Origin of the sequence: Serratia sp. M24T3, from assembly GCF_000257645.1 — a bacterium.
Classification (GTDB): domain Bacteria; phylum Pseudomonadota; class Gammaproteobacteria; order Enterobacterales; family Enterobacteriaceae; genus Rouxiella.
This window is the reverse complement of record NZ_AJHJ01000008.1, coordinates 90,244-112,494: the sequence shown is the minus strand read 5'-3', so window position 1 is coordinate 112,494 and position 22,251 is coordinate 90,244. Positions and strand designations below refer to the sequence as shown.

The 22,251-nt window shown below is 52.6% G+C and carries 17 protein-coding genes; 5 read left to right on the top strand and 12 right to left on the bottom strand.

Going from position 1 to position 22,251, the window contains the following annotated elements:
• Nucleotides 1–3 precede the first annotated feature (3 nt).
• Nucleotides 4–654 (top strand): response regulator transcription factor RcsB, encoded by a 651-nt coding sequence (rcsB, locus tag SPM24T3_RS09240; protein ID WP_009636479.1) that lies wholly within the window; start codon nucleotides 4–6, stop codon nucleotides 652–654.
• A gap of 82 nt (nucleotides 655–736) precedes the next feature.
• Here the strand turns inward: rcsB and rcsC are convergent, their stop codons facing one another.
• The gene (gene rcsC, locus SPM24T3_RS09235; RefSeq protein ID WP_037378066.1) at nucleotides 737–3,613 is read right to left on the bottom strand and encodes a two-component system sensor histidine kinase RcsC; all 2,877 of its coding nucleotides are present in this window, start codon (nucleotides 3,611–3,613) and stop codon (nucleotides 737–739) included.
• A gap of 146 nt (nucleotides 3,614–3,759) precedes the next feature.
• A complete protein-coding gene (gyrA, locus tag SPM24T3_RS09230; protein WP_009636476.1) occupies nucleotides 3,760–6,408 on the bottom strand; it encodes a DNA topoisomerase (ATP-hydrolyzing) subunit A in 2,649 nt (882 codons plus the stop codon).
• 261 nt (nucleotides 6,409–6,669) lie between these two features.
• On the opposite strand from gyrA, the gene ubiG reads away from it, so the two are divergent.
• The 4 genes from ubiG to yfaE all read left to right on the top strand — a co-directional run bounded on the left by ubiG (nucleotide 6,670) and on the right by yfaE (nucleotide 11,701).
• Nucleotides 6,670–7,437 carry a bifunctional 2-polyprenyl-6-hydroxyphenol methylase/3-demethylubiquinol 3-O-methyltransferase UbiG gene (gene ubiG, locus SPM24T3_RS09225; RefSeq protein ID WP_009636475.1) on the top strand — a complete coding sequence of 256 codons (768 nt, stop codon included), beginning with the start codon at nucleotides 6,670–6,672 and terminating at the stop codon, nucleotides 7,435–7,437.
• Between the two features lie 498 nt (nucleotides 7,438–7,935).
• Entirely contained in the window at nucleotides 7,936–10,215 is a 2,280-nt protein-coding gene (nrdA, locus tag SPM24T3_RS09220) for a class 1a ribonucleoside-diphosphate reductase subunit alpha (protein WP_009636474.1), read from the top strand.
• Between the two features lie 91 nt (nucleotides 10,216–10,306).
• Nucleotides 10,307–11,437 carry a class Ia ribonucleoside-diphosphate reductase subunit beta gene (gene nrdB, locus SPM24T3_RS09215; protein WP_009636473.1) on the top strand — a complete coding sequence of 377 codons (1,131 nt, stop codon included), beginning with the start codon at nucleotides 10,307–10,309 and terminating at the stop codon, nucleotides 11,435–11,437.
• 3 nt (nucleotides 11,438–11,440) lie between these two features.
• On the top strand, nucleotides 11,441–11,701 hold the full coding sequence (yfaE, locus tag SPM24T3_RS09210) for a class I ribonucleotide reductase maintenance protein YfaE (RefSeq protein WP_009636472.1): 261 nt from the start codon (nucleotides 11,441–11,443) through the stop codon (nucleotides 11,699–11,701).
• A gap of 260 nt (nucleotides 11,702–11,961) precedes the next feature.
• On the opposite strand, the gene SPM24T3_RS09205 is transcribed toward yfaE, so the two are convergent.
• The 10 genes from SPM24T3_RS09205 to nuoI form a co-directional block, all read right to left on the bottom strand.
• Nucleotides 11,962–13,158 carry a nicotinamide mononucleotide deamidase-related protein YfaY gene (locus SPM24T3_RS09205; protein WP_009636471.1) on the bottom strand — a complete coding sequence of 399 codons (1,197 nt, stop codon included), beginning with the start codon at nucleotides 13,156–13,158 and terminating at the stop codon, nucleotides 11,962–11,964.
• 23 nt (nucleotides 13,159–13,181) lie between these two features.
• Nucleotides 13,182–13,727 carry a YfaZ family outer membrane protein gene (locus tag SPM24T3_RS09200; RefSeq protein ID WP_009636470.1) on the bottom strand — a complete coding sequence of 182 codons (546 nt, stop codon included), beginning with the start codon at nucleotides 13,725–13,727 and terminating at the stop codon, nucleotides 13,182–13,184.
• A gap of 209 nt (nucleotides 13,728–13,936) precedes the next feature.
• Nucleotides 13,937–15,274: an MFS transporter gene (locus tag SPM24T3_RS09195; RefSeq protein WP_009636469.1), complete on the bottom strand. Its 1,338-nt coding sequence runs from the start codon at nucleotides 15,272–15,274 to the stop codon at nucleotides 13,937–13,939.
• A gap of 177 nt (nucleotides 15,275–15,451) precedes the next feature.
• Nucleotides 15,452–15,760 carry a stress response protein ElaB gene (elaB, locus tag SPM24T3_RS09190; protein ID WP_009636468.1) on the bottom strand — a complete coding sequence of 103 codons (309 nt, stop codon included), beginning with the start codon at nucleotides 15,758–15,760 and terminating at the stop codon, nucleotides 15,452–15,454.
• Nucleotides 15,761–15,950: 190 nt separating this feature from the next.
• On the bottom strand, nucleotides 15,951–17,408 hold the full coding sequence (gene nuoN, locus SPM24T3_RS09185) for an NADH-quinone oxidoreductase subunit NuoN (RefSeq protein WP_009636467.1): 1,458 nt from the start codon (nucleotides 17,406–17,408) through the stop codon (nucleotides 15,951–15,953).
• A 6-nt stretch (nucleotides 17,409–17,414) separates the two neighbouring features.
• A complete protein-coding gene (gene nuoM / locus SPM24T3_RS09180; RefSeq protein ID WP_009636466.1) occupies nucleotides 17,415–18,944 on the bottom strand; it encodes an NADH-quinone oxidoreductase subunit M in 1,530 nt (509 codons plus the stop codon).
• Nucleotides 18,945–18,975: 31 nt separating this feature from the next.
• Nucleotides 18,976–20,823: an NADH-quinone oxidoreductase subunit L gene (nuoL, locus tag SPM24T3_RS09175; RefSeq protein ID WP_009636465.1), complete on the bottom strand. Its 1,848-nt coding sequence runs from the start codon at nucleotides 20,821–20,823 to the stop codon at nucleotides 18,976–18,978.
• Nucleotides 20,820–21,122: an NADH-quinone oxidoreductase subunit NuoK gene (gene nuoK, locus SPM24T3_RS09170; protein WP_004936014.1), complete on the bottom strand. Its 303-nt coding sequence runs from the start codon at nucleotides 21,120–21,122 to the stop codon at nucleotides 20,820–20,822. Before nuoK ends, nuoL begins: the two co-directional genes overlap by 4 nt.
• The gene (gene nuoJ, locus SPM24T3_RS09165; RefSeq protein WP_009636464.1) at nucleotides 21,119–21,682 is read right to left on the bottom strand and encodes an NADH-quinone oxidoreductase subunit J; all 564 of its coding nucleotides are present in this window, start codon (nucleotides 21,680–21,682) and stop codon (nucleotides 21,119–21,121) included. Before nuoJ ends, nuoK begins: the two co-directional genes overlap by 4 nt.
• Nucleotides 21,683–21,694: 12 nt before the next feature.
• A complete protein-coding gene (nuoI, locus tag SPM24T3_RS09160) occupies nucleotides 21,695–22,237 on the bottom strand; it encodes an NADH-quinone oxidoreductase subunit NuoI (protein WP_009636463.1) in 543 nt (180 codons plus the stop codon).
• Between the last annotated feature and the right edge of the window lie 14 nt (nucleotides 22,238–22,251).

Genomic DNA, 22,251 nt, shown 5'->3' with positions numbered 1-22,251 from the left:
CACATGAACAATATGAACGTAATTATTGCCGACGACCATCCTATCGTCTTATTCGGGATCCGTAAGTCCCTTGAACAAATTGAGTGGGTTAATGTAGTAGGCGAGTTTGAAGACTCGACTGCGCTTATCAATAGCCTCAGCAAGCTTGACGCCCACGTGCTGATAACCGATCTCTCCATGCCTGGGGACAAGTACGGTGACGGTATAACGCTGATTAAATACATCAAGCGCCATTACCCACAGCTGTCAATTATTGTTCTGACCATGAACAATAACCCGGCTATCTTAAGCTCGGTGCTGGACTTGGATATCGAAGGTATTGTGCTGAAACAGGGCGCGCCTACTGACCTGCCGAAAGCGCTGGCCGCATTGCAGAAGGGTAAGAAATTTACGCCTGACAGCGTTGCCAAACTGCTGGAAAAAATCAGTGCCAATGGCTACGGTGACAAGCGCCTGTCGCCTAAAGAGAGCGAAGTACTGCGCCTGTTCGCCGAAGGCTTCCTGGTAACAGAAATTGCCCGCAAGCTGAACCGCAGTATCAAAACTATCAGCAGCCAGAAGAAATCAGCCATGATGAAACTGGGTGTCGAGAATGATATCGCTCTGCTCAACTACCTGTCTTCTGTCAGCTCGACTCCGGTAGACCGTGGCTAAGCTTGTCGGCTTCGTCGGTTAGCAACGTCATAAAGCAGAAAGGCACAACATCAGTTGTGCCTTTTTTATGCCCTACCCTTTTCTACACCTTGGCCGAGACACTGGCAGATCGTTTGCGTCGCACATGCTGGCTGTAAAAGCCCAGAGTTTTACGCAGCTGGTCCAGCGTCACCGGTTTGGAAAGACAGTTATCCATCCCCGCCTCCAGACACAGCTGCTTCTGCTCGGCCAGCGCATTTGCCGTCACGCCGATTACCGGCAGCACATACTCCATCTCACGCAGGCGCTGGGTCAACCCATAGCCGTCAAGGTTTGGCATGTTGACATCGCTGAGCACAATGTCGACAGGATGCACTTTCATGGCTTCAAGCGCGTCCAAACCGTCATTGGCAGTAACCACAATATAGCCCATTGATCCAAGTTGGTCCGCCAGCAACCGGCGGTTAATCGGATGGTCATCCACCACCAGCAGCAGAATATCGCCGTTATCCTGTGACTCGATGGTTTCAGACAGCGCCAGACTGTTCTCAATTGCCGTTTTCAAATGATAGATACGGTTGAGCAACAGCGTAATTTCCAGCGGAGTCGAGGTGCTATGCAGCCAATAGCCTGGACTGCTTTCTCGCGGCGGCCCGATATGATCGATCGAAAACTCGATTTGAGCGCAAAGCACACCGCGATGGATTACCGGCATGTCGGTAATCAAAACGTCTTCGGCCTGACTTTCATCCTCCGGCTTCCAGCGCTGGACGTCTGCGCCGTGATGACGTAGCAGTTGCATCAAATAACTTTCGAGATAACTGTTGCGAATGTTGACCCAAAGTCGCTTGCCCGCCCAGATGGGTGACGACGGCGGTGCCGGATGTACCTCACCATAAACCGGCAGGCGTACGGTAAAGGCGCTACCCAGCCCCGGTTCCGAATCGACCGAGATATCGCCGTCCATCAGGTTGATCAGCTTTTCACAAATTGCCAAGCCAAGGCCGGTGCCCTGGAAATGACGCTGCACACCGCTGCCAACCTGGAAGAATGGGTCAAACAGGCGAGTTATCTCTTTGGTTGGGATACCCACACCGGTATCGCGGATCATAAATTCCAGATAATTTCCGCAGGTGCGCGCATGCAGCACAATGCAGCCGGTATCGGTAAACTTAATCGCGTTGTTCAGGATGTTGGAAAGCACCTGCTGCAGGCGCACCGGATCGCCGACGAAAATCTCCGGCACGTTGTGCTCGATAAAGCAGTACAGTCCAAGATGCTTTTTAACCACCAGCGGTAAATAGTTACCGGCAATATGGGTGATAACCTCGCGGCAGGAAAACTCCTGCGGCTCGATTTTAAGCTGCTCGGATTCAATTTTTGAAAAGTCGAGAATGTCGCTGATGATTTTTAGCAGCAGCGCCGAGGAGTTGTTCATCGCAGTGACCAGGCGATCGACCCCCTGCGGCAGACCTTGGGTTTGCAGCAGATCGAGGTTACCGATAATTCCATACAGCGGCGTGCGCAACTCGTGGCTGACCGTGGCAAGGAACATTGATTTCGACTGGCTGGCCTGCTCGGCGGCGTTGGCCATTTCCTGCAGCGACTCTTCCATCTTCACCCGCGAACTCACGTCAATCAGCACGCAGATTGCGACATCTTCGTTACGATAGCGCGAATGTACAAAACTGAGCTGAATGTTGTTGTTATCGCGAGTAATGATATCGACGAAACGCGTTTGCTGATCGCAAATAATCCGCGTTATGCGCTGGCGATCTTCGTGAGTCAACATGCTGATGTAATTATGCGCCAGCTCGTTACTCAAAATATTAACGCCGTCGCTGATGCGCAAAATCGAGATCCCGACCGGCGCAGAGGCAACAATCTTGTGATTGAACTGCTCGTGTTCTTCCAGGCGAAAAGCGTTCTCTTCCGCAGGCAGGAACATTTTGCGCTCAAACAGCCAGGCCAGCACAAACAGCACCAGCGCCGAGAAAACGTTAAGCAGTACAGCATTGAGAATAAGGATTCTAAAACGCTCAATCACCGTTTTAAACGGCAGCGAGTAGGCCACGCTTAACCCGGCAGGCGGCAAAGGTCGTTTATAGATCAGATCGTTATAACCATTCATGTAACCAAAATAGCTCTGGCTTGATGGATAACCGTCGAGTATCGAAGTGTAACGATCGCCCTCAAAGAAACTGAGTTGCGGCAAATTATCTGCGTCCAGCAGTGTCACTCCAGCATGAGCGGCGTTGCTGGCGGTTAAGTCTTCAAGACGCAGGGTTTGCTGAATGCCCATAATCGCCGCGAGCTTGTTGCCGACGTAAATCGGCGTCAGCACATACAGATTACCCTGATCTTTATTATTGCCTGGCTGAACCCAGTACTGGCTTTTTTGTTTGTCCTGACTTTTGCCGTTGCGGAATTTAACAATGCGATCGTGCAATGATTTGAGCACGCTATCACGCTGAATTGTCGGGACATTATCAACGACGCCAAAGTCTACCAGGCAAAGATTATCACCGCCGATATAAAATATACGCCGCAGTGAATAGTCGTCTGAGAAGTTGTCTTTCCAGTAGTGGATCATATTGCCGAGCGAGGTCAAGGCATTGCGATTACTGTCGGTCAGCGTGGAACAGTTAGATTCTGGAAACAGCGAATGGTAGGTCGGATCGACGTTTTTAGTGCTTAGTACGCCGTTGATTATGTCCAGACCGTTCAATGAATCGCTAAGGCGTTTTTCCGCAATCGACCTGACACTACGCACAATCTCGGCGGTATTTTTTATGTAAGCCTGAGCCTGATTGTAGTTAAGGTTGTCCTCTTCGCGGATCTCGGATTCTTTATTATGGAAGATATTCAGCACGTAAAAAGTCGTCAGCAATGCGCCAAGCGACCAAAGCATAATAGCCAATACCCTGAACAGGTAGCGGGAAATTCGTAATGTTGTTCGAAACGAAGTTAAGTACTTCAAGCGGCTACCATATCAAATAAACGAAAAGGGCATAATAAGTTGCCATATTATGCCCTCCTGCCCGATATCTTTGAAGCCGCAGAAACGGCTATTGCCATTGTGCGGCTGCAAATTTTTCGGTTATGACTTATCAAAGATAATCGATGTTACTCGTCTTCAGACGGTTGTTCGTCGTCTTCGGCATCGATTTCTTCAGGTGCGTCACTTTCCTGCGCAGCTTCCAGTTCACCCTCAACTGTGGCTACACCATCAAGTTCTTCATCTTCTACCGGTTCTGCAACGCGCTGCAAACCAACAACGTGCTCGTCATCAGCGGTACGGATTAGCGTCACACCCTGGGTGTTACGGCCAACCTTGCTGACTTCGGAAACGCGTGTGCGCACCAGCGTGCCGGCATCGGTGATCATCATAATCTGATCGGCATCGTCAACCTGAATAGCGCCGACAACCGGACCATTACGCTCGCTCACCTTGATGGAGATAACGCCCTGCGTCGCACGTGATTTAGTTGGATATTCCGCGGACTCGGTACGTTTACCGAACCCGTTCTCGGTCACGGTAAGAATTGCACCGTCGCCGCGAGGAACAATCAAAGACACCACGCTGTCGGTTTCGCCAAGACGAATACCGCGAACACCGGTGGCTGTACGACCCATTGAACGGACTGCCTGTTCAGAGAAACGTACAACTTTACCCGCCGCAGAGAACAGCATGACTTCATTGCTACCGTCGGTCAGGTCAACACCAATCAGCTCATCACCCTCGTTGAGGTTGATGGCGATGATGCCAGCACTGCGCGGACGGCTGAAATCGGTCAAAGCAGTTTTCTTGACGGTACCGCTGGCGGTCGCCATAAAGACGTGACGCCCTTCTTCGTATTCACGAACCGGCAGGATCGCAGTAATACGTTCGTTCGGCTCCAGCGGCAGCAGGTTGATAATCGGACGCCCACGGGCACCGCGACTCGCTTCCGGCAGCTGGTAGACTTTCATCCAGTACAGACGTCCACGGCTGGAGAACATCAGGATGGTATCGTGCGTGTTGGCAACCAACAGGCGATCGATAAAGTCTTCTTCTTTAATACGTGCCGCTGACTTGCCTTTACCACCACGACGTTGCGCTTCATAGTCGGTCAAAGGCTGGTACTTGACGTAGCCTTGATGCGACAGCGTAACAACAACGTCTTCCTGGTTGATCAGGTCTTCGATGTTGATGTCGGAAGTGTTGGCCGTTATCTCGGTGCGGCGGGCATCGTTATACTGATCGCGAATCGCTTCAAGCTCTTCACGGATAACTTCCATCAGGCGATCCGGGTTTTCCAGAATGAAGATCAGTTCTGCGATTTGAGTCAGCAGCTCTTTATATTCATCCAGCAGTTTTTCATGCTCGAGGCCGGTCAGTTTCTGCAAGCGCAGATCCAGAATTGCCTGAGCCTGCTGTTCAGTCAGGAAGTATTTTCCATCGTGAATACCAAACTGCTTCTCGAGCCACTCTGGACGCGCGGCATCGTCGCCGGCGCTAGCCAGCATGGCCGACACATTGCCAAGATCCCATGAACGGGCGATCAGGCCAGCTTTCGCTTCGGCTGGCGTTGGTGCCGCACGAATAAGCTCGATGATAGGGTCGATGTTTGCCAGAGCAATCGCCAACGCTTCGAGGATGTGCGCACGATCACGCGCTTTACGCAGCTCAAAGATGGTACGACGGGTCACCACTTCGCGGCGGTGGCGCACGAACGCAGACAGGATCTCTTTCAGGCCCAGAATCTTTGGCTGTCCCTGATGCAGGGCAACCATGTTGATACCAAACGAAGTTTGCAGCTGAGTGAGTGAATAAAGGTTATTCAACACCACTTCGCCAACGGCATCACGTTTGATCTCGATTACGATGCGCATACCGTCTTTGTCAGACTCGTCGCGCAGGGCGCTGATCCCTTCCAGACGTTTTTCTTTTACCAGCTCGGCGATCTTTTCGATCAAACGGGCCTTGTTCACCTGATACGGGATCTCGTGAACAATAATGGTTTCGCGACCGGTTTTCGCGTCAGCTTCTACTTCAGCACGCGCGCGAATGTAGATTTTACCGCGACCGGTACGATAGGCTTCTTCGATCCCACGGCGACCATTGATGATGGCGGCAGTCGGGAAATCAGGACCTGGAATGTGTTCCATCAGCCCTTCGATGCTGATGTTTTCGTCTTCGATAAAGGCCAGACAACCGTTGATAACCTCGGTAAGGTTATGTGGCGGGATGTTGGTGGCCATACCTACGGCGATACCCGATGAACCGTTAACCAACAGGTTAGGGATACGGGTAGGCATTACCGCCGGGATCTGCTCGGTGCCGTCGTAGTTCGGCACGAAGTCGACGGTGTCTTTCTCAAGGTCTGCCAACAGTTCGTGGGCAATTTTTGACATGCGAATTTCGGTATAACGCATGGCAGCAGCGGAGTCGCCATCTACCGAACCAAAGTTGCCCTGTCCGTCTACCAGCATATAACGCAGGGAGAAAGGCTGAGCCATACGAACGATGGTGTCATAAACTGCGGTATCACCGTGCGGGTGATATTTACCGATAACGTCACCGACCACACGGGCCGATTTCTTATAGGCTTTGTTCCAGTCGTTACCCAGAACATTCATTGCGTAAAGTACGCGGCGGTGCACCGGTTTCAAACCATCGCGCACATCTGGCAGCGCACGTCCGACGATAACGGACATCGCATAATCCAAATAAGAGTTTTTAAGCTCTTCTTCGATGTTTATCGGTGTGATTTCTCTGGCAAGGTCGCTCATGGAGCTGCTATCCCTCTACTGATTATTCATGGCCGCTGCCTAGATAGGCAAAGGTGTAAAACTATACCACAAAGCTGGGATTCGTGGGAAACAACCGCACCCGGATGTGCACTATTATTCAGCCTCTTTCAATCCGTTGCGCAAGTTGCACATTTGAACGACGCCTTTTGTATGAATATTGTGCAAAGGACAAAGCACTGACTCTTGGCTGCGGGAATATGTATAATCTGTCATACAAGGCATAAGGAGTTTATCAGCCCAATGACAACCACACCGAACAGCAAACAACCTAATAACATCCCTTATAACGTTGATCACCAAAACGTGGATCAGTCTGAAATCGCCAAGTTTGAGGCCGTTGCCTCGCGCTGGTGGGATCTGGAAGGTGAATTCAAACCACTGCACCGCATCAATCCGCTGCGTCTGAACTATATTCTCGAGCGATCCAACGGGCTGTTCGACAAAGAAGTGCTCGACGTCGGCTGCGGCGGCGGCATTCTGAGCGAAAGCATGGCGGTTGCCGGTGCGAAAGTCACCGGTCTGGATATGGGCGCAGAGCCGCTGCAAGTGGCTCGCCTGCACGCGCTGGAAAGCGGTGTCATGGTGAAATATGTGCAGGAAACGGTAGAAGCGCACGCCGAGGCCAATGCACAGCGTTACGACGTGGTGACCTGCATGGAAATGCTCGAGCACGTGCCTGATCCAGCTTCAGTGGTTGCAGCCTGCGCGCGTCTGGTCAAACCCGGCGGTCATGTATTCTTCTCAACCATAAACCGTAACAACAAAGCCTGGCTGATGGCGGTGTTCGGCGCAGAATATGTGCTCAAGATGGTTCCCAAGGGCACTCACGACATCAAGAAGTTCATCAAACCTTCCGAGCTGCTGTCATGGATTGACCGCACGCCGCTGTTTGAACGCAATATTATCGGCCTCCATTACAACCCGATTAGCGATCACTTCAAACTGGGTCGCAACGTTGACGTTAACTATATGCTGCACACACAATCACAGGAAACTGCTGAAAGTTAAGCATTAGTCAACCCCCAATGCCCCCTAATGGCCGCGTAAACCCCGACTTAAGTACATTTACGCGGTCATGAGTTACGATAAAAGCTTAGTTTTTAGCGCGTTGAGTGGGCAACCCCTTTAACATGATTTTTTAGAATAGTTTTCTCGCGCAATATAGCGTTTTTTTCTAACGTTTAATAAAACGGCAGTCGATCACCTTTTCGAAAAATATAAGAAAATCGTATCTCAGATATTGACAGTTCTTTAAGCCCAGCAGCTACGGGCACTGTGGAGATGACCACGGATTTTCTCCCCAACTTATCCACAAAACAGGCCGGTTTCATCCCTTGCAAAAGTGTGGGTTGAACACTATCTTGTCGTCATTAAATATCAAATCCACAATATGTAGTGTTTATATCCTGAGCAGCACACTAGGTTTGTCCCAGAGCTATTTTGCTCGGCAGAGCCTTTTTCGCGTTGTCGTCAGTTACTTTATAAACCTTAAAGGTATAATCCCGAATGAATCAGAGCCTACTTGTTACTAAACGTGACGGCCGTAAAGAACGCATCGATCTTGATAAAATCCACCGAGTTATCGACTGGGCAGCGGAAGGTCTCCAAAACGTATCAGTTTCCCAAGTAGAATTGCGTTCCCATATTCAGTTTTACGATGGGATCAAAACCGCCGATATTCATGAAACGATCATTAAAGCGGCTGCCGACCTGATTTCCAAAGACGCACCGGATTACCAATATCTGGCTGCGCGTCTGGCAATTTTCCACCTGCGCAAAAAGGCTTACGGCCAGTTCGAGCCCCCTGCACTGTTCGACCACGTAAGCAAAATGGTCGAGATGGGCAAATACGACAAACATCTGCTGGAAGACTACACGGTTGAAGAGTTCGAGCAGATGAACAGTTTTATCGATCACTGGCGCGACATGAGCTTCTCTTACGCCGCGGTCAAGCAGCTCGAAGGCAAATATCTGGTGCAGAACCGCGTTAGCGGCCAAATCTACGAAAGCGCCCAGTTCCTGTACATCCTGGTTGCAGCCTGCCTGTTCTCGGGTTACCCGCGCGAGACGCGTCTTGATTACATCAAGCGCTTCTACGACGCCGTATCCACCTTCAAGATTTCTTTGCCTACGCCAATCATGGCCGGCGTGCGTACACCGACTCGCCAGTTCAGTTCTTGCGTACTGATCGAGTGCGGCGACAGCCTGGACTCCATCAACGCGACCTCCAGCGCCATTGTTAAATACGTGTCACAGCGCGCCGGTATTGGCATCAACGCTGGCCGCATCCGTGCGCTGGGTAGCCCAATTCGCGGCGGTGAAGCTTTCCACACTGGCTGTATTCCTTTCTACAAGCACTTCCAGACCGCGGTTAAATCCTGCTCTCAGGGCGGCGTTCGCGGCGGTGCAGCAACACTGTTCTATCCAATGTGGCATCTGGAAGTTGAAAGCCTGCTGGTTCTGAAAAATAACCGTGGCGTTGAAGGCAACCGCGTTCGCCATATGGACTACGGCGTACAGATCAACAAGCTGATGTACCAGCGTCTGGTTAAAGGCGGCGACATTACCCTGTTTAGCCCTTCTGACGTGCCTGGCCTGTACGATGCATTCTTTGCCAATCAGGACGAGTTCGAACGCCTGTACACCCAGTACGAGCAGGACGACAGCATCCGCAAGCAAAAAGTCAAAGCGGTTGAACTGTTCTCCCTGATGATGCAGGAACGCGCCTCTACCGGTCGTATCTACATTCAACACGTTGACCATTGCAACACCCATAGCCCGTTTGACCCGGCTATCGCCCCGGTGCGCCAGTCGAATCTGTGTCTGGAAATCGCCTTGCCAACCAAGCCGTTGAACGATGTTAACGACGAAGAAGGCGAGATTGCGCTGTGTACGCTGTCTGCCTTTAACCTTGGCGCAATCGACAGCCTGGACGACCTGGAAGAGCTGGCCACCCTTGCCGTGCGCGCGCTCGACGCCCTGCTCGACTATCAGGATTACCCGATTCTGGCCGCCAAACGCGGTGCTATGGGCCGTCGTACACTGGGTATCGGCGTTATCAACTATGCTTATTATCTGGCGAAGAACGGCGTGCGCTACAGTGATGGCAGCGCCAACGGCCTGACTCACCGCGCGTTTGAAGCCATTCAGTACTACTTGCTGAAAGCTTCCAACGAACTGGCGATCGAGCAAGGTGCCTGTCCGTGGTTCAAAGAAACCACTTATTCTCAGGGTATCCTGCCGATTGATACCTATAAAAAGGATCTCGATGCGCTGTGCGACGAGCCGCTGCACTACGACTGGGAAGCGCTGCGTGTCAGCATCCAGGAGCACGGTCTGCGTAACTCCACGCTTTCTGCGCTGATGCCGTCTGAAACCTCTTCACAGATTTCAAACGCCACCAACGGGATTGAACCACCGCGCGGCCACGTTAGCATCAAGGCCTCAAAGGACGGCATTCTGCGCCAGGTTGTGCCAGAGTATGAGCGCCTGAAAGACCAGTACGAATTGCTGTGGGACATGCCGAACAACGACGGTTACCTGCACCTGGTTGGCCTGATGCAGAAGTTCATCGACCAGGCGATTTCGTCGAACACCAATTATGATCCATCGCGCTTTGCCAACAGCAAAGTGCCGATGAAACAGCTGCTGAAAGATTTGCTGACTGCCTATAAGTACGGGGTGAAAACTTTGTACTATCAGAACACCCGCGACGGCGCGGACGATGTTCAGGAAGATATGAAGGCTGAAGTAGACGACTGCGAAAGCGGTGCCTGCAAGATTTAATTGCTTTACCTGTCGCCGATAAACTCAGGTCGTAGCTCCGCAAATGCGGCTACGGCTTGAACTTTTGGCGCATCGGTTTCTAGAGGACGTTATGGCATATACCACTTTTTCACAAAATAAAAACAACCAGCTGCTGGAACCGATGTTCTTCGGCCAGTCAGTTAACGTTGCGCGTTTCGACCAGCAGAAATATGAAATCTTTGAAAAGCTGATCGAAAAGCAGTTGTCTTTCTTCTGGCGTCCTGAAGAGATTGACGTAGCCCGCGACCGTATCGATTTTCAGGGTCTGCCCGAGCACGAGAAGCACATCTTCCTCAGCAACCTGAAATATCAGACACTGCTGGACTCGATTCAGGGGCGTAGCCCAAACGTGGCTTTGCTGCCGCTGATCTCCATCCCTGAGCTTGAGACCTGGGTTGAAACCTGGGCGTTTTCGGAAACTATCCACTCCCGCTCCTACACGCATATTATCCGTAATATCGTGAACGATCCGGGTCTGGTTTTCGATGACATCGTGACCAATGAAGAGATCCTCAAGCGCGCGAAAGATATCTCCGGCTATTATGATTCGCTGATCGAAATGACCAGCTACTATCACCTGCTGGGTGAAGGCACGCATCAGGTCAACGGCAATACCGTAGTCGTTGACCTGCACGAGCTAAAGAAAAAGCTTTATATTTGCCTGATGAGCGTTAACGCGTTGGAAGCCGTGCGTTTCTACGTTAGCTTTGCCTGTTCCTTTGCTTTCGCCGAACGCGAATTGATGGAAGGCAACGCCAAGATTATCAAGATGATCGCCCGTGACGAAGCCCTGCACCTGACTGGCACCCAGCACGCGCTGAACCTGCTGCGCAGCGGCGTTGATGATCCGGAAATGGCCGAGATTGCCAAAGAGTGCGAGAAAGAGTGTTACGATCTCTTCGTGCTGGCTGCCGAGCAGGAAAAAGACTGGGCAGAATATCTGTTCCGCGACGGCTCGATGATCGGCCTGAACAAAGACATTCTTTGCCAGTATATTGAATACATCACCAATATCCGCATGCAGGCCGTTGGCCTGACTGCACCGTTCAAGACTCGTACCAACCCGATCCCATGGATCAACGCCTGGTTAGTGTCTGATAACGTGCAAGTTGCGCCACAGGAAGTTGAAGTAAGCTCTTATCTGGTCGGTCAGATCGATTCAGAAATGAATGCCGATGATTTGAGTGATTTTGAGTTCTAATTAATGAGCAACACAACCATCAAACTGCACGATCACGGCAAAACGCTCGTCTGCGAGGGCGAGCACAATAATTTGCTGGAACTGTTTGAGCAGCATAAGTTGGTGGTCGAATACCAGTGCCGCGAGGGTTATTGCGGCTCTTGTCGTATGCGTCTGGTGAAAGGTGAAGTGGCTTATAATCAAAAGCCACTGGCCTTTATCCATGACGGTGACATCCTGCCATGCTGCTGCCTGCCAGTGGGGGATATAGAGCTGGTGCTCTAAGCCTGCTTTTTAGGTCAAAATCTTTTGATTCAACGTCTTTTGGGGCAAAAGCTTTAAATTCAAAAGCATTCGCTTCGCTCAATGGGTGACGAACATGCAGGCGACACCAGAGGGCGCGGAGATGCAAGAGGGCTCGCCCTGTAGACCTCTTGCCCGGTTCCGGCACTGCCGGTTATATGCCCATTGAATTTAGCGAACCGGAAAAACTTCTCCGAGTCTATTGACCTGAAAAGCGTACAGGGCCGCTTTGCCCGAAAGATCTATACTTTTTCCACCACCGATAACCACGGATAATCCGCAACCACCGGCCATTCGTTCAGATAACGGCGCAGCATATCCATTGCCACCATCGCGATGGTTTCCTGACGCAGTTGCTGCCCGTGACGACCAGCAGTGTATTGGATCGTCATCCCGCTGGTGCCGCCCGGCGTGTACAGCGCCAGACTCAGGCGATCTTCTACCACGTTGCCCACTGCCAGTGCCAACTGCGCGCCGCTGCTTTGTGCCAGATTCTGCGCACGCGCCAACAGCGCAGACAGCGATTCATCCTCGCAACTGCCCGGCAATAGTTCACCGCGCGTCAACGGCACGGCAGCATTCTGCATCCGCCAGTTGAGCAATCCGCCAGTAAAGCCCTCACTGATTGCCAACCGTAGATTCTGCTCGAGCAGGCGTTCGGCCAGTCGCGCTGGCAGGCTGGTGAACCCTTCAAAAATGGTGCTCTCACCTGCGACCTCGCGCACCCGCTCCCAGATTTCACGCATGGCCGCTTCCTGGCTGCGCGGTCCGGTGAGTTTAAGTTCGATGATAGGTGATGAAGAACGATAACCGATGGTCACGCCTTCCGGCAGAGGTAACACGTCCAACTCGCTGGCAAGGTCGCTTTCACCGCGCCCGAAAGTGGTCAAACGCAGGCACAGTGGCGCTTCTAATGCAGGATGATCGCGATGCAGACGAGGAACAATCTGCTGCTCGACCATCACTTTAAATTCTGAAGGCACTCCCGGCGTAAAGAACAGCCGGCAGCGATTAAGTTTGAGGGTAAAGCCACAGGCGGTGCCAACCGGGTTGTCGATAACCTCGGCATTGGCTGGGATCTGCGCCTGTTTACGATTGGATTCAGCCATCGGCCTGCCACGCTGGGCAAAAAACGCTTCCATATTGGCTAACCAATCGGCGTCTTCGATCAGCTCAACGCCGCAGGCCTTTGCCGCCGCCTCGGAGCTGAGATCGTCGCTGGTTGGCCCAAGCCCGCCGTTGACGATCAGCACATCGGCGATGTGGCTGCGTTCAAGCATCACGGAAACCAGCTCGTCAAAGCTGTCGCCTACGGTTTCACGGCTGGTCATCGGCAATCCCTGATCAAACAGGTAAGTTGCCAGCCAGGCAGCGTTTGAATCGACGATCTGACCATGCAGAACTTCTTCGCCGGTGCTAAGCATCTCAACCCTAAGCATTACCCTCTCCTTAATTACATTACTTAAAAGTTCACCGAACCACCAACAAACAGGCCGTCGGCAATTTTCTGGTTAGGATGGTAGTTTTTACCTTCCATTTCTTCATAACGATAGCCTACGTCAACGCTTAGCAGACTGATAGGGGTGAAACGCACGCCAGCGCTGGCTTCTTTGTAGTTCTTGATGTGGCTGGAGCTGACGTTGGGCGCGTAATAGCCTTCGCCGTACAGGCTAACGTATTGGTTAACCGGGAACTGTAAACCACCGCCAACCGGAACTGCATAGCCTTCTTTGCTGTGGTTTGGATTGGTGTACAACAGCTTGCCGCCAACGGTTGCAAGAACTGGACCCAGTCCAATGTTGTAGCCCAGACCAACACCGGCTACGTCGCCGCGATGATTGCGCTGTGACCACTGGCCGCTCAATGCCAGACCTGGAGTAGAAGTCCCCAAACCGACGCCAAGGTTAGTGTAATGTTCACCAACTTGCGCATTAACGTCAATCGCGTGAGCAGAAACAGTGGTCATCAGCATAGCGGCTGCGGACAAGGCTACGAATGTCTTTTTCATCTTTTATCCTGAATTATCAAAAACTATGGGTATGTTGCTCAGGGCAGTCTAAAGCAATTCGCTAGCAGAGTAATTAATCCAAATGCTTAAAAATGTTTTCGTTTTAAGAAATATTTTGCAATGGCAAATCAGCGAACCTATTGCGAAAAATACGCATAAAAAAGCCCCGCCTTGTGATTTCTTGCCAAGGTGGGGCTAGATCTACCTTATCAAACAGTAGTTTTGACCATACTCTGCTGATAGGCGCGCTGGCGGGTGATCAGCGGCAGTACAATCAACGCCAGCAGACCACACGCCGCGGAGATAGCCAGCCACACGCCCGGCATAGCTTTGTTTCCCGTGACGTGGATCATGTAGCTCGAAATCGCCGGTGTAAAACCGCCAAAAATCGCGGTCGCCAGGCTGTAGGCCATAGAGAAACCGGTGGCACGCACTTCCGGTGGCATCAGCTCGGTCAAAGCCACCACCATCGCCGAGTTGTAGCTAGCGTACATAAATGACAACCACAGCTCGACCTCAAGCAGCCGCGCAAAACTCGGTGAGCCTACCAGCCAGTTCAACGCAGGATAAGAGGTGAGTAAAATCAGCGCGCTAAAGGTCAATAGCAGCGGGCGGCGGCCGATTTTATCCGAGAATGCCCCCATTATTGGCAGCCAAATCAGGTTAGATACTCCAACACACAGCGTGACGAGGAAACTCTCCTGCTCGGTAAGTTGCAGCACGTTTTTACCGTAAGTCGGCGTAAAGGCAGTGATCATGTAGAACGATACAGTGGTCGTGACCACCATCAGCATCCCCACCAGCACAATCTGCCAGTTTGCGGCCACAGAACGGGCAATCTCGCCCATTGAAGGATGATGCTTGCGCTGCTGGAAAGCATCGGTCTCCTCCATCATGCGGCGGATCCAGAACAAGAAAGGGACAATCAGGCAGCCGATGGCAAACGGGATGCGCCAGCCCCATTCGTTCATCACGCCATTGCCCAGCAGATGGTTAAGCGTCACGCCGAGCAGTGCGGCAAAGACCACCGCAACCTGCTGGCTGGCCGACTGCCAGCTGACATAGAAACCTTTTTTACCTTGCGGAGCAATCTCGGACAAATAAACCGATACGCCACCCAGTTCGACTCCCGCCGAGAAGCCCTGCAGCAGGCGACCAAGCAGGATAAGGATCGGCGCAGCGACGCCAATGCTGTGATAGCCCGGTACGCAGGCAATGGTGAGTGTCCCAAAGGCCATTAACCCAAGGGTGAACAATAACCCTTTGCGACGCCCGTGATGGTCGATGTAAGCACCTAACACCATCGCCCCCAAAGGGCGCATCAGGAAACCGGCACCGAAGGTCATCAGCGTCAGCATTAAAGAGGCAAAGGGGTTTGAGTCGGGGAAAAAAGTATGGGCGATGGCAGTGGCGTAATAGCCAAAGACCATAAAATCATACATTTCCAGGAAGTTACCGCTGGCGACGCGGAAGATATTTTTTGCTGTGCCTTGTCGGCTGCCGCCTGACGCGACGTTAAGTGAAGACTTGGGGTTAATGGACGACATGTGTTAACTCCTGATTTTATTTCTCTCCAGTTAACATGTCTTTATCATTACTCAATGTGATGGCTCTCACACTTTTCTTAGCCTGCTAGCTTATTTTCCGTAACATGATATTAACAATAAAAAACCGAGCCAGCGTGAGCCGTCTCGGTTTTTAACTGCGAGGTGAAAACCGGGTGATTATCGACGCAGAAGCAGACCGATAACCAGACCCACGGCAGCGCCAACGCCTACACCATGCCACGGTTTGTCATGAACGTAGCTGTCAGCCTGACGCACGGCAGTTTTTGCCCTGGCGCAATAAGAATCTGTTGCCGAACTGAGGCGTGATTGCACGTCATTCAGCGCCTGTTCGGCTCTGGTCTTTATTTCGATGTATTTCTCGTCTGCTTTATCACCAGAAGATTTAAGCACCTCTTCCAGCGTTTCACTGAGCATTCTGAGATCGTCGTCGAGACTGGTTTGCTGTGGTTCGAATTGGTTAGCCATTCTATTCTCCTTGTGATGTTGTTCTAATAACCCTAGCCTATTTTCTGCCACTTGCCGAAATGAATAAGGAGGATTGCGCTAACTAATTGGCTTTTAAGAACCTTCCGACCAGTTTGTCATGAAGGTGGCAAATTGCGGACAAAAAAAACCGCACACCTTGGATGCGCGGTTTTTGACAGTTCAGGCTGTACTACAGCAGCGGCTGAGCCAGCTGAACCAGCGAAATGAGCGGCTGTGGATAAATACCCAGCGCCAGCACCAGAATCGCGGAAATCAGCACTACCACACCACCGGCAGTAAATGCCCAGTTATTCGGCGTGTCGCGAACCAGCTTATCTGGCGCATTGAGGTACAAACTGACCGTCACGCGCAGATAATAGTAAAGGCCAATCGCACTGCCCACGACCACCGCACCGGTCAACCACCACAGGTGCGCAGTCACGCCGGTTGCAATCACGTAGAACTTGCCGATAAAGCCCAGCGTCATCGGGATACCGGCCAGCGACAGCATCATCACCGTCATTACGGCTGACAGGATTGGCTTATGCCAGAACAGCCCGCGATAGGAGAACAGCGATTCTGCATCCGGGCCGCTGTAAGGGCTGGACATCAGGCTAACCACGCCAAACGCGCCGAGGCTGCTGAACAGGTAACCGGCCAGATAAACGCCGACGGTTTCCATCGACAGCTGATGCGTTTGCACCGCGATCAGCGCGACCAGCAGGTAACCCAGATGCGCGATGGACGAGTAACCCAGCAGGCGTTTGATGTTGCTCTGGCTGATGGCCATTATGTTACCAAACAGAATCGAGCAGAAGGCGATAATGCCCAGCACGACGCGGATGGCTTCACTGTTGGCAACCGGTGCGTAGAGGAACAGGCGCATTACCACGGCGAAGATGGCAATCTTGCTGGCGGTGGCTAGGAAGGTTGATACCGGAGCAGGCGCGCCCTGATAAACGTCTGGTGTCCACAGATGGAAAGGCACCAGCGACAGCTTGAAGCCCAGACCAACAATCATCAGACCCAGACCGGCCAGCAGCAGCGGCTGGTGAATCGCCGCATCGCCGAGGTTTTTACCCAGCGCAGCAAAGGTCAGGTCACCGGATTCCGCGTATAGCAGCGCCATACCAAATAGCAGGAATGACGAGGCAGCGGCAGACAGCAGCATGTACTTGATACTGGCTTCCAGCGAACGTTTCTGACGATACGCGTAACCAACCAGACCAAACAATGGCAGCGAAATCAACTCGATTCCCAGGAACATTGAAGCCAGGTGGTTGGCGCAGGCCAGCAGGATGCCGCCCATTGCCGCGATAAGAACCAGCAGGTAAAACTCTTCGCGGTTGTCGGGATAGCCTTCGAGCCACGGATAGGCAAAAGTGCTGGTCGCCAGACTGGCCAGCAGCACCAGCCCGATGTAGAACATCGAATAACCATCGACACGCAGCAGCGGAGTCACATCCTGCGCCCCCGCATGGCCGACGAAGTACAGCGACAACAGCGCCAGGTTCAAACCAATAACAGTCAGGGTGGCATTAACAAAATGGTCGCGTCGCCACGCTATGGACAGCATCACCACGACCACCGTCAATCCGACGATCAACAGTGGTAACAGTGCGATCAGATTTTGAGGAGTAAATGTCATGGCGAATTACGGCCTTGTCGTTGAAATTGATGAAACTGATGACCCGAACCAGTGCTGAATATTACTCATCGCTGCGTTAGAGGTATCGAGGATAGGCTGCGGATAAACCCCGAGCAGCACCAGCAATACGACCAGCAGCAGGATGATTGACAGCTCGCGCGCCGTCATACCTTGCAGAGGTTGGTCCGACTTAGGCGCGCCGTAGTACGCACGCTGCATCATAACCAGCGAATAAACCGAGGCAAACACCAGCCCGAAGGTCGAAATCACAGTGATCACCGGCACAATCGGGAAGCTGCCGAACAGGATCATGAATTCGCCGACGAAGTTACCGGTTCCCGGCATACCCAGCGTCGCCACCGCGAAGAACAACGACAGCGCAGGCAGGTATTTGATACGCCCCCACAGGCCGCCCATCAGACGCATGTCACGGGTGTGCAGTCGTTCGTAAATCTGACCACAGATGATGAACATCCCGGCCGCAGAAAGACCGTGGGCGATCATCTGAATCACCGCGCCCTGATACGCCAACTGGCTGCCGGTATAGATGGCAATCAGTACGAAGCCCATGTGTGACACGCTGGTGTAGGCAATCAGACGTTTGATGTCTGTTTGCGAGAACGCCATCCAGGCACCGTAGAAGATACCGATAACGCCCAGCCACATGGCGATTGATGCAAACTCGTGGGAGGCCTGCGGGAACAGCGGCAGACAGAAACGCAGCATCCCGTAGGCTGCCGTTTTCAGCAAGATACCCGCCAGGTCAACGGAACCCGCCGTTGGCGCCTGACTGTGCGCATCCGGCAACCAGCCGTGCAGCGGAACCACTGGCATTTTCACCGCGAAGGCGATGAAGAAGCCGAGCATCAGCAGGTATTCCACGTTGTGCGACATTGGCGTCTTCAGCAGCTGTTCGTAGCTGAAGGTCCAAACGCCGGTAGCGTTATAGTGCACAAACACCAGCCCCAGAATCGCAATCAGCATCACCAGACCACTGGACTGGGTATAGATGAAGAATTTGGTTGCAGCGCTGATACGCGTTTTACCGTCTGACGCTTTGTGACCCCAAAGCGCAATCAGGAAGTACATCGGCACCAACATCATTTCCCAGAAGAAGAAGAACAGGAACATGTCGATCGACAGGAACACGCCGATTACGCCGCCAAGGATCCACAGCAGGTTCAGGTGGAAAAACCCTTGATACTTCTGAATTTCACGCCACGAACAGAGGATAGCCAGCAGGCCAAGCAGCCCGGTGAGCACCACCATCAGCAGCGAAAGACCATCCAGTGCCAGATGGAAACTAATGCCAAAGCGCGGGATCCACGGCACCGAAAACTCGGATTGCCACTGCGGAATGCCTTTAGGCGCTGTTAATGAATACCCACCCTGCAACCACAGTTGCAGGGAAAGTGCCAAGGTCAACCCCATTGCGATCAGAGCTATCCAGCGCGGTACTTTGCTTCCGAAGCGCTCAGTCTGCCAACACAGCAGTCCGCCAATAAAGGGGATAAAAATTAGCCAAGGTAATAGCATGGCGTATAGGTCCCTATGTTTTTACAATGTTTCAAATCGCCAGCAACAGCGCTAAAACGACGACTGCACCCAATCCCATTGACGCAACGTACCAACGCGTCTGTCCGTTTTCACTCAGCGTCAGCCCACGATTGCCCAGACGAGAGAGCAATGCAGGAATATTCATCAATGAGTTCAGCGGATCGCGTTGCAGGAGTTTCGCGATAGCCAGATAAGGTTTCACGAAAATCATGTCGTACAGCCAGTCAAAGCCCCAGGCGTGGAACCACCAGGTCGTGAAGAAGCGTCCCGGTGCGCTTTTCGCAATGCTGTTAACCAGCGTGCGCTTGCCGAGATACAACGCTGCCGCCAGCAAGATGCCGACAATGGCCACAACACCAGAGGTGATTTCAAGCTTCAATACCGTACCGTGCGGCAGTTCAGTGGTGCCTGGCAATACGCCCTGTAGTGGCGGAACAATCATCGCGCCAATAAAGGTAGACAGGACCAGCAGAACCAGCAGGGGTAAGTGGTGAGTAATCCCCTTGCCGGCATGAGCTTTGATTTTTTCTTCGCCATGGAAGACGATAAAGATCATGCGGAAGGTGTAAAGCGAGGTCATAAACGCCCCCACCAGGCCAGCAATCAACAGATTGTAATTACCGTTTGCCAACGCGCCGGAAAGGATTTCATCCTTACTGAAGAACCCGGCCGTGATGATTGGCAAGGCTGACAGCGCCGCACCGCCCACCAGGAAGCAGACATAAACCAGTGGAATCGATTTACGCAGGCCGCCCATTTTGAAGATGTTTTGCTCGTGGTGGCAGGCGAGGATCACCGAACCGGACGACAGGAACAGCAGCGCTTTGAAGAACGCATGGGTCATCAGGTGGAAGATGGCCGCGTCCCAGGCGTGAACGCCCAAAGCCAGGAACATATAGCCTATCTGACTCATGGTCGAGTAAGCCAACACGCGTTTGATGTCGGTTTGCACCATGGCTGCAAAACCTGCCAGCACTAGCGTTACCGCACCGATAATCCCCACCAGATGCAGAATTTCAGGTGCCATCAGGAACAACCCGTGGGTACGAGCAATCAGATATACACCGGCGGTGACCATGGTAGCAGCGTGGATCAGCGCGGAAACAGGCGTTGGACCGGCCATCGCGTCAGCAAGCCAGGTTTGCAACGGCAGCTGCGCCGATTTACCGACCGCGCCGCCGAGCAGCATTAACGTCGCCCAAGTAATAGCGGTGTCGCCGACTGCCAGCTTCTGCGGTGCCAGGATCATCAGTTCACGAATGTTTAGCGTGCCCAACTGGTGGTAGAGGATAAACAGCGCAAAAGCCAGGAACACGTCACCTACACGGGTCACGATAAAGGCTTTCATCGCCGCAGCGCCGTTTTCCGGATGGGTATAGTAGAAACCAATCAGCAGATAACTGCACAGCCCTACCCCTTCCCAACCCAGATACATCAGCAACAGGTTGTCTGCCAGTACCAGAATCACCATGCTGGCGATAAACAGGTTGGTATAGGCGAAGAAGCGTGAATAACCCTCTTCACCGCGCATGTACCAGGAGGCAAACATGTGGATGAGGAAACCAACGCCGGTGACCACAGACAGCATGGTCATCGACAGGCCGTCGAGTGACAGGGTGGCAGAGATGTTGAAATCGCCCACCTGCATCCAGTTCCACAGCTCTTGATTAAAGACCGGAACCCCTGCAGCACGCTGGCTCAGGAAGTTGATCCCGACATAAAGAGTGACTAATGCTGCCAGTCCGATTGAACCTACGCCGACCGTGGCTGACGTATTTTCTGACCAGCGTCCGCGAGAAAAGGCCAATAACAGAAAGCCAATCAGCGGAAACACAACTGTTAAATATAATAGGTTCATCCGCGCATCTCACTGACAGTGTCGATATTCAGGGTATGACGACGACGATAGAGTTGCAGCAGTAAGGCTAAACCGATACTGGCTTCCGCTGCCGCCAGGCTGATTGCCAGGATATACATCACCTGCCCGTCTGCCTGTCCCCAATAGCTGCCGGCTACAATAAAGGCCAGCGCCGCCGCGTTGATCATCACTTCAAGGCTTATCAACATAAACAACAGGTTACGTCTTACCAGTAACCCGGTCAGTCCCAACACGAACAGGATTGCGGCCAGGATCAGGCCATGCTGTAGAGGGATCATGCTCTCTCCTCCGATTTTCTTTTTGCCATCTCTTTGGCCGGCGCAGCGGATGCATTGCCGAGCACTTCGCCCGGCTTGTGCTCACGTCCGATGTGGAAGGCCACGACCAGACCGGCGAGTAGCAGCATTGACGCCAGCTCCACCGCCAGTACATAAGGACCAAACAGCGCGATGCCCACCGCTTTCGCGTCTACCATCGTGCCTTTGATGTTCTGATCGTGCAGCCCGGTAATAGAAGCAATCATCACCCCCAGCAACACCACCGACAGAATTGAAGGTCCAATCCAGGTCGAGGGCTTCAGCCAGGCCTTTTCCTGCTCCTGAACGCTGCCCAGGTTGAGCATCATCACGACGAACACGAACAGCACCATAATGGCACCGGCGTAAACGATTATCTCCAGCGCGGCGGCGAAGTAAGCCCCCAGCGAGAAGAACACTGCGGCAATCGCCAACAGCGAGATGATCAGATACAGCAGTGCGTGAACCGGGTTGGTGTGCGTAATTGTTCGCAACGTCGCCAACACCGCCACTACGCCTGCAATGTAAAATGCAAATTCCATGCTTGCGGCTCCTTAGGGCATGAGACCTTTGACGTTGATCGGCTTGGCTTCGTTTTCGGCTTCGCCTTTCGCTTTGCCGTCCACTGCCATACCGGCCATCCGGTAAAAGTTATATTCCGGATACTTACCGGGTCCAGATATCAACAGATCTTCTTTCTCATACACCAGATCCTGGCGTTTGAATTCACCCAACTCAAAGTCCGGCGTCAGCTGGATAGCCGTAGTCGGACAGGCTTCCTCGCACAGTCCGCAGAAGATGCAACGAGAGAAGTTGATACGGAAAAACTCCGGATACCAACGACCGTCTTTGGTCTCGGCTTTCTGCAACGAGATACAGCCTACCGGACAGGCTACCGCGCACAGGTTACAGGCCACGCAGCGCTCATCACCGTCTGGATCACGCGTCAAAACAATGCGACCACGATAGCGCGGCGGCAGATAAACGGGTTCTTCCGGGTACATCAAGGTTTCACGTTTGGCGAAGGCGTGCATGCCTATCAGCCACAAACTGCGAACCTGGGTGCCGAAACCAACCACCAGTTCTTTCAATGTCATGGTTCAATCACCCC

Excerpts from the sequence above, each read along its gene's own strand:
- nrdB (WP_009636473.1), top strand. The coding sequence starts at position 10,307 with ATGGCATATACCACTTTTTCACAAAATAAAAACAACCAGCTGCTGGAA.
- SPM24T3_RS09200 (WP_009636470.1), bottom strand. The coding sequence starts at position 13,727 with ATGAAAAAGACATTCGTAGCCTTGTCCGCAGCCGCTATGCTGATGACC.
- nuoK (WP_004936014.1), bottom strand. The coding sequence starts at position 21,122 with ATGATCCCTCTACAGCATGGCCTGATCCTGGCCGCAATCCTGTTCGTG.
- nuoJ (WP_009636464.1), bottom strand. The coding sequence starts at position 21,682 with ATGGAATTTGCATTTTACATTGCAGGCGTAGTGGCGGTGTTGGCGACG.
- nuoM (WP_009636466.1), bottom strand. The coding sequence starts at position 18,944 with ATGCTATTACCTTGGCTAATTTTTATCCCCTTTATTGGCGGACTGCTG.
- SPM24T3_RS09205 (WP_009636471.1), bottom strand. The coding sequence starts at position 13,158 with ATGCTTAGGGTTGAGATGCTTAGCACCGGCGAAGAAGTTCTGCATGGT.
- nuoL (WP_009636465.1), bottom strand. The coding sequence starts at position 20,823 with ATGAACCTATTATATTTAACAGTTGTGTTTCCGCTGATTGGCTTTCTG.
- yfaE (WP_009636472.1), top strand. The coding sequence starts at position 11,441 with ATGAGCAACACAACCATCAAACTGCACGATCACGGCAAAACGCTCGTC.
- SPM24T3_RS09195 (WP_009636469.1), bottom strand. The coding sequence starts at position 15,274 with ATGTCGTCCATTAACCCCAAGTCTTCACTTAACGTCGCGTCAGGCGGC.
- nrdA (WP_009636474.1), top strand. The coding sequence starts at position 7,936 with ATGAATCAGAGCCTACTTGTTACTAAACGTGACGGCCGTAAAGAACGC.
- ubiG (WP_009636475.1), top strand. The coding sequence starts at position 6,670 with ATGACAACCACACCGAACAGCAAACAACCTAATAACATCCCTTATAAC.
- nuoN (WP_009636467.1), bottom strand. The coding sequence starts at position 17,408 with ATGACATTTACTCCTCAAAATCTGATCGCACTGTTACCACTGTTGATC.
- nuoI (WP_009636463.1), bottom strand. The coding sequence starts at position 22,237 with ATGACATTGAAAGAACTGGTGGTTGGTTTCGGCACCCAGGTTCGCAGT.
- gyrA (WP_009636476.1), bottom strand. The coding sequence starts at position 6,408 with ATGAGCGACCTTGCCAGAGAAATCACACCGATAAACATCGAAGAAGAG.
- elaB (WP_009636468.1), bottom strand. The coding sequence starts at position 15,760 with ATGGCTAACCAATTCGAACCACAGCAAACCAGTCTCGACGACGATCTC.
- rcsB (WP_009636479.1), top strand. The coding sequence starts at position 4 with ATGAACAATATGAACGTAATTATTGCCGACGACCATCCTATCGTCTTA.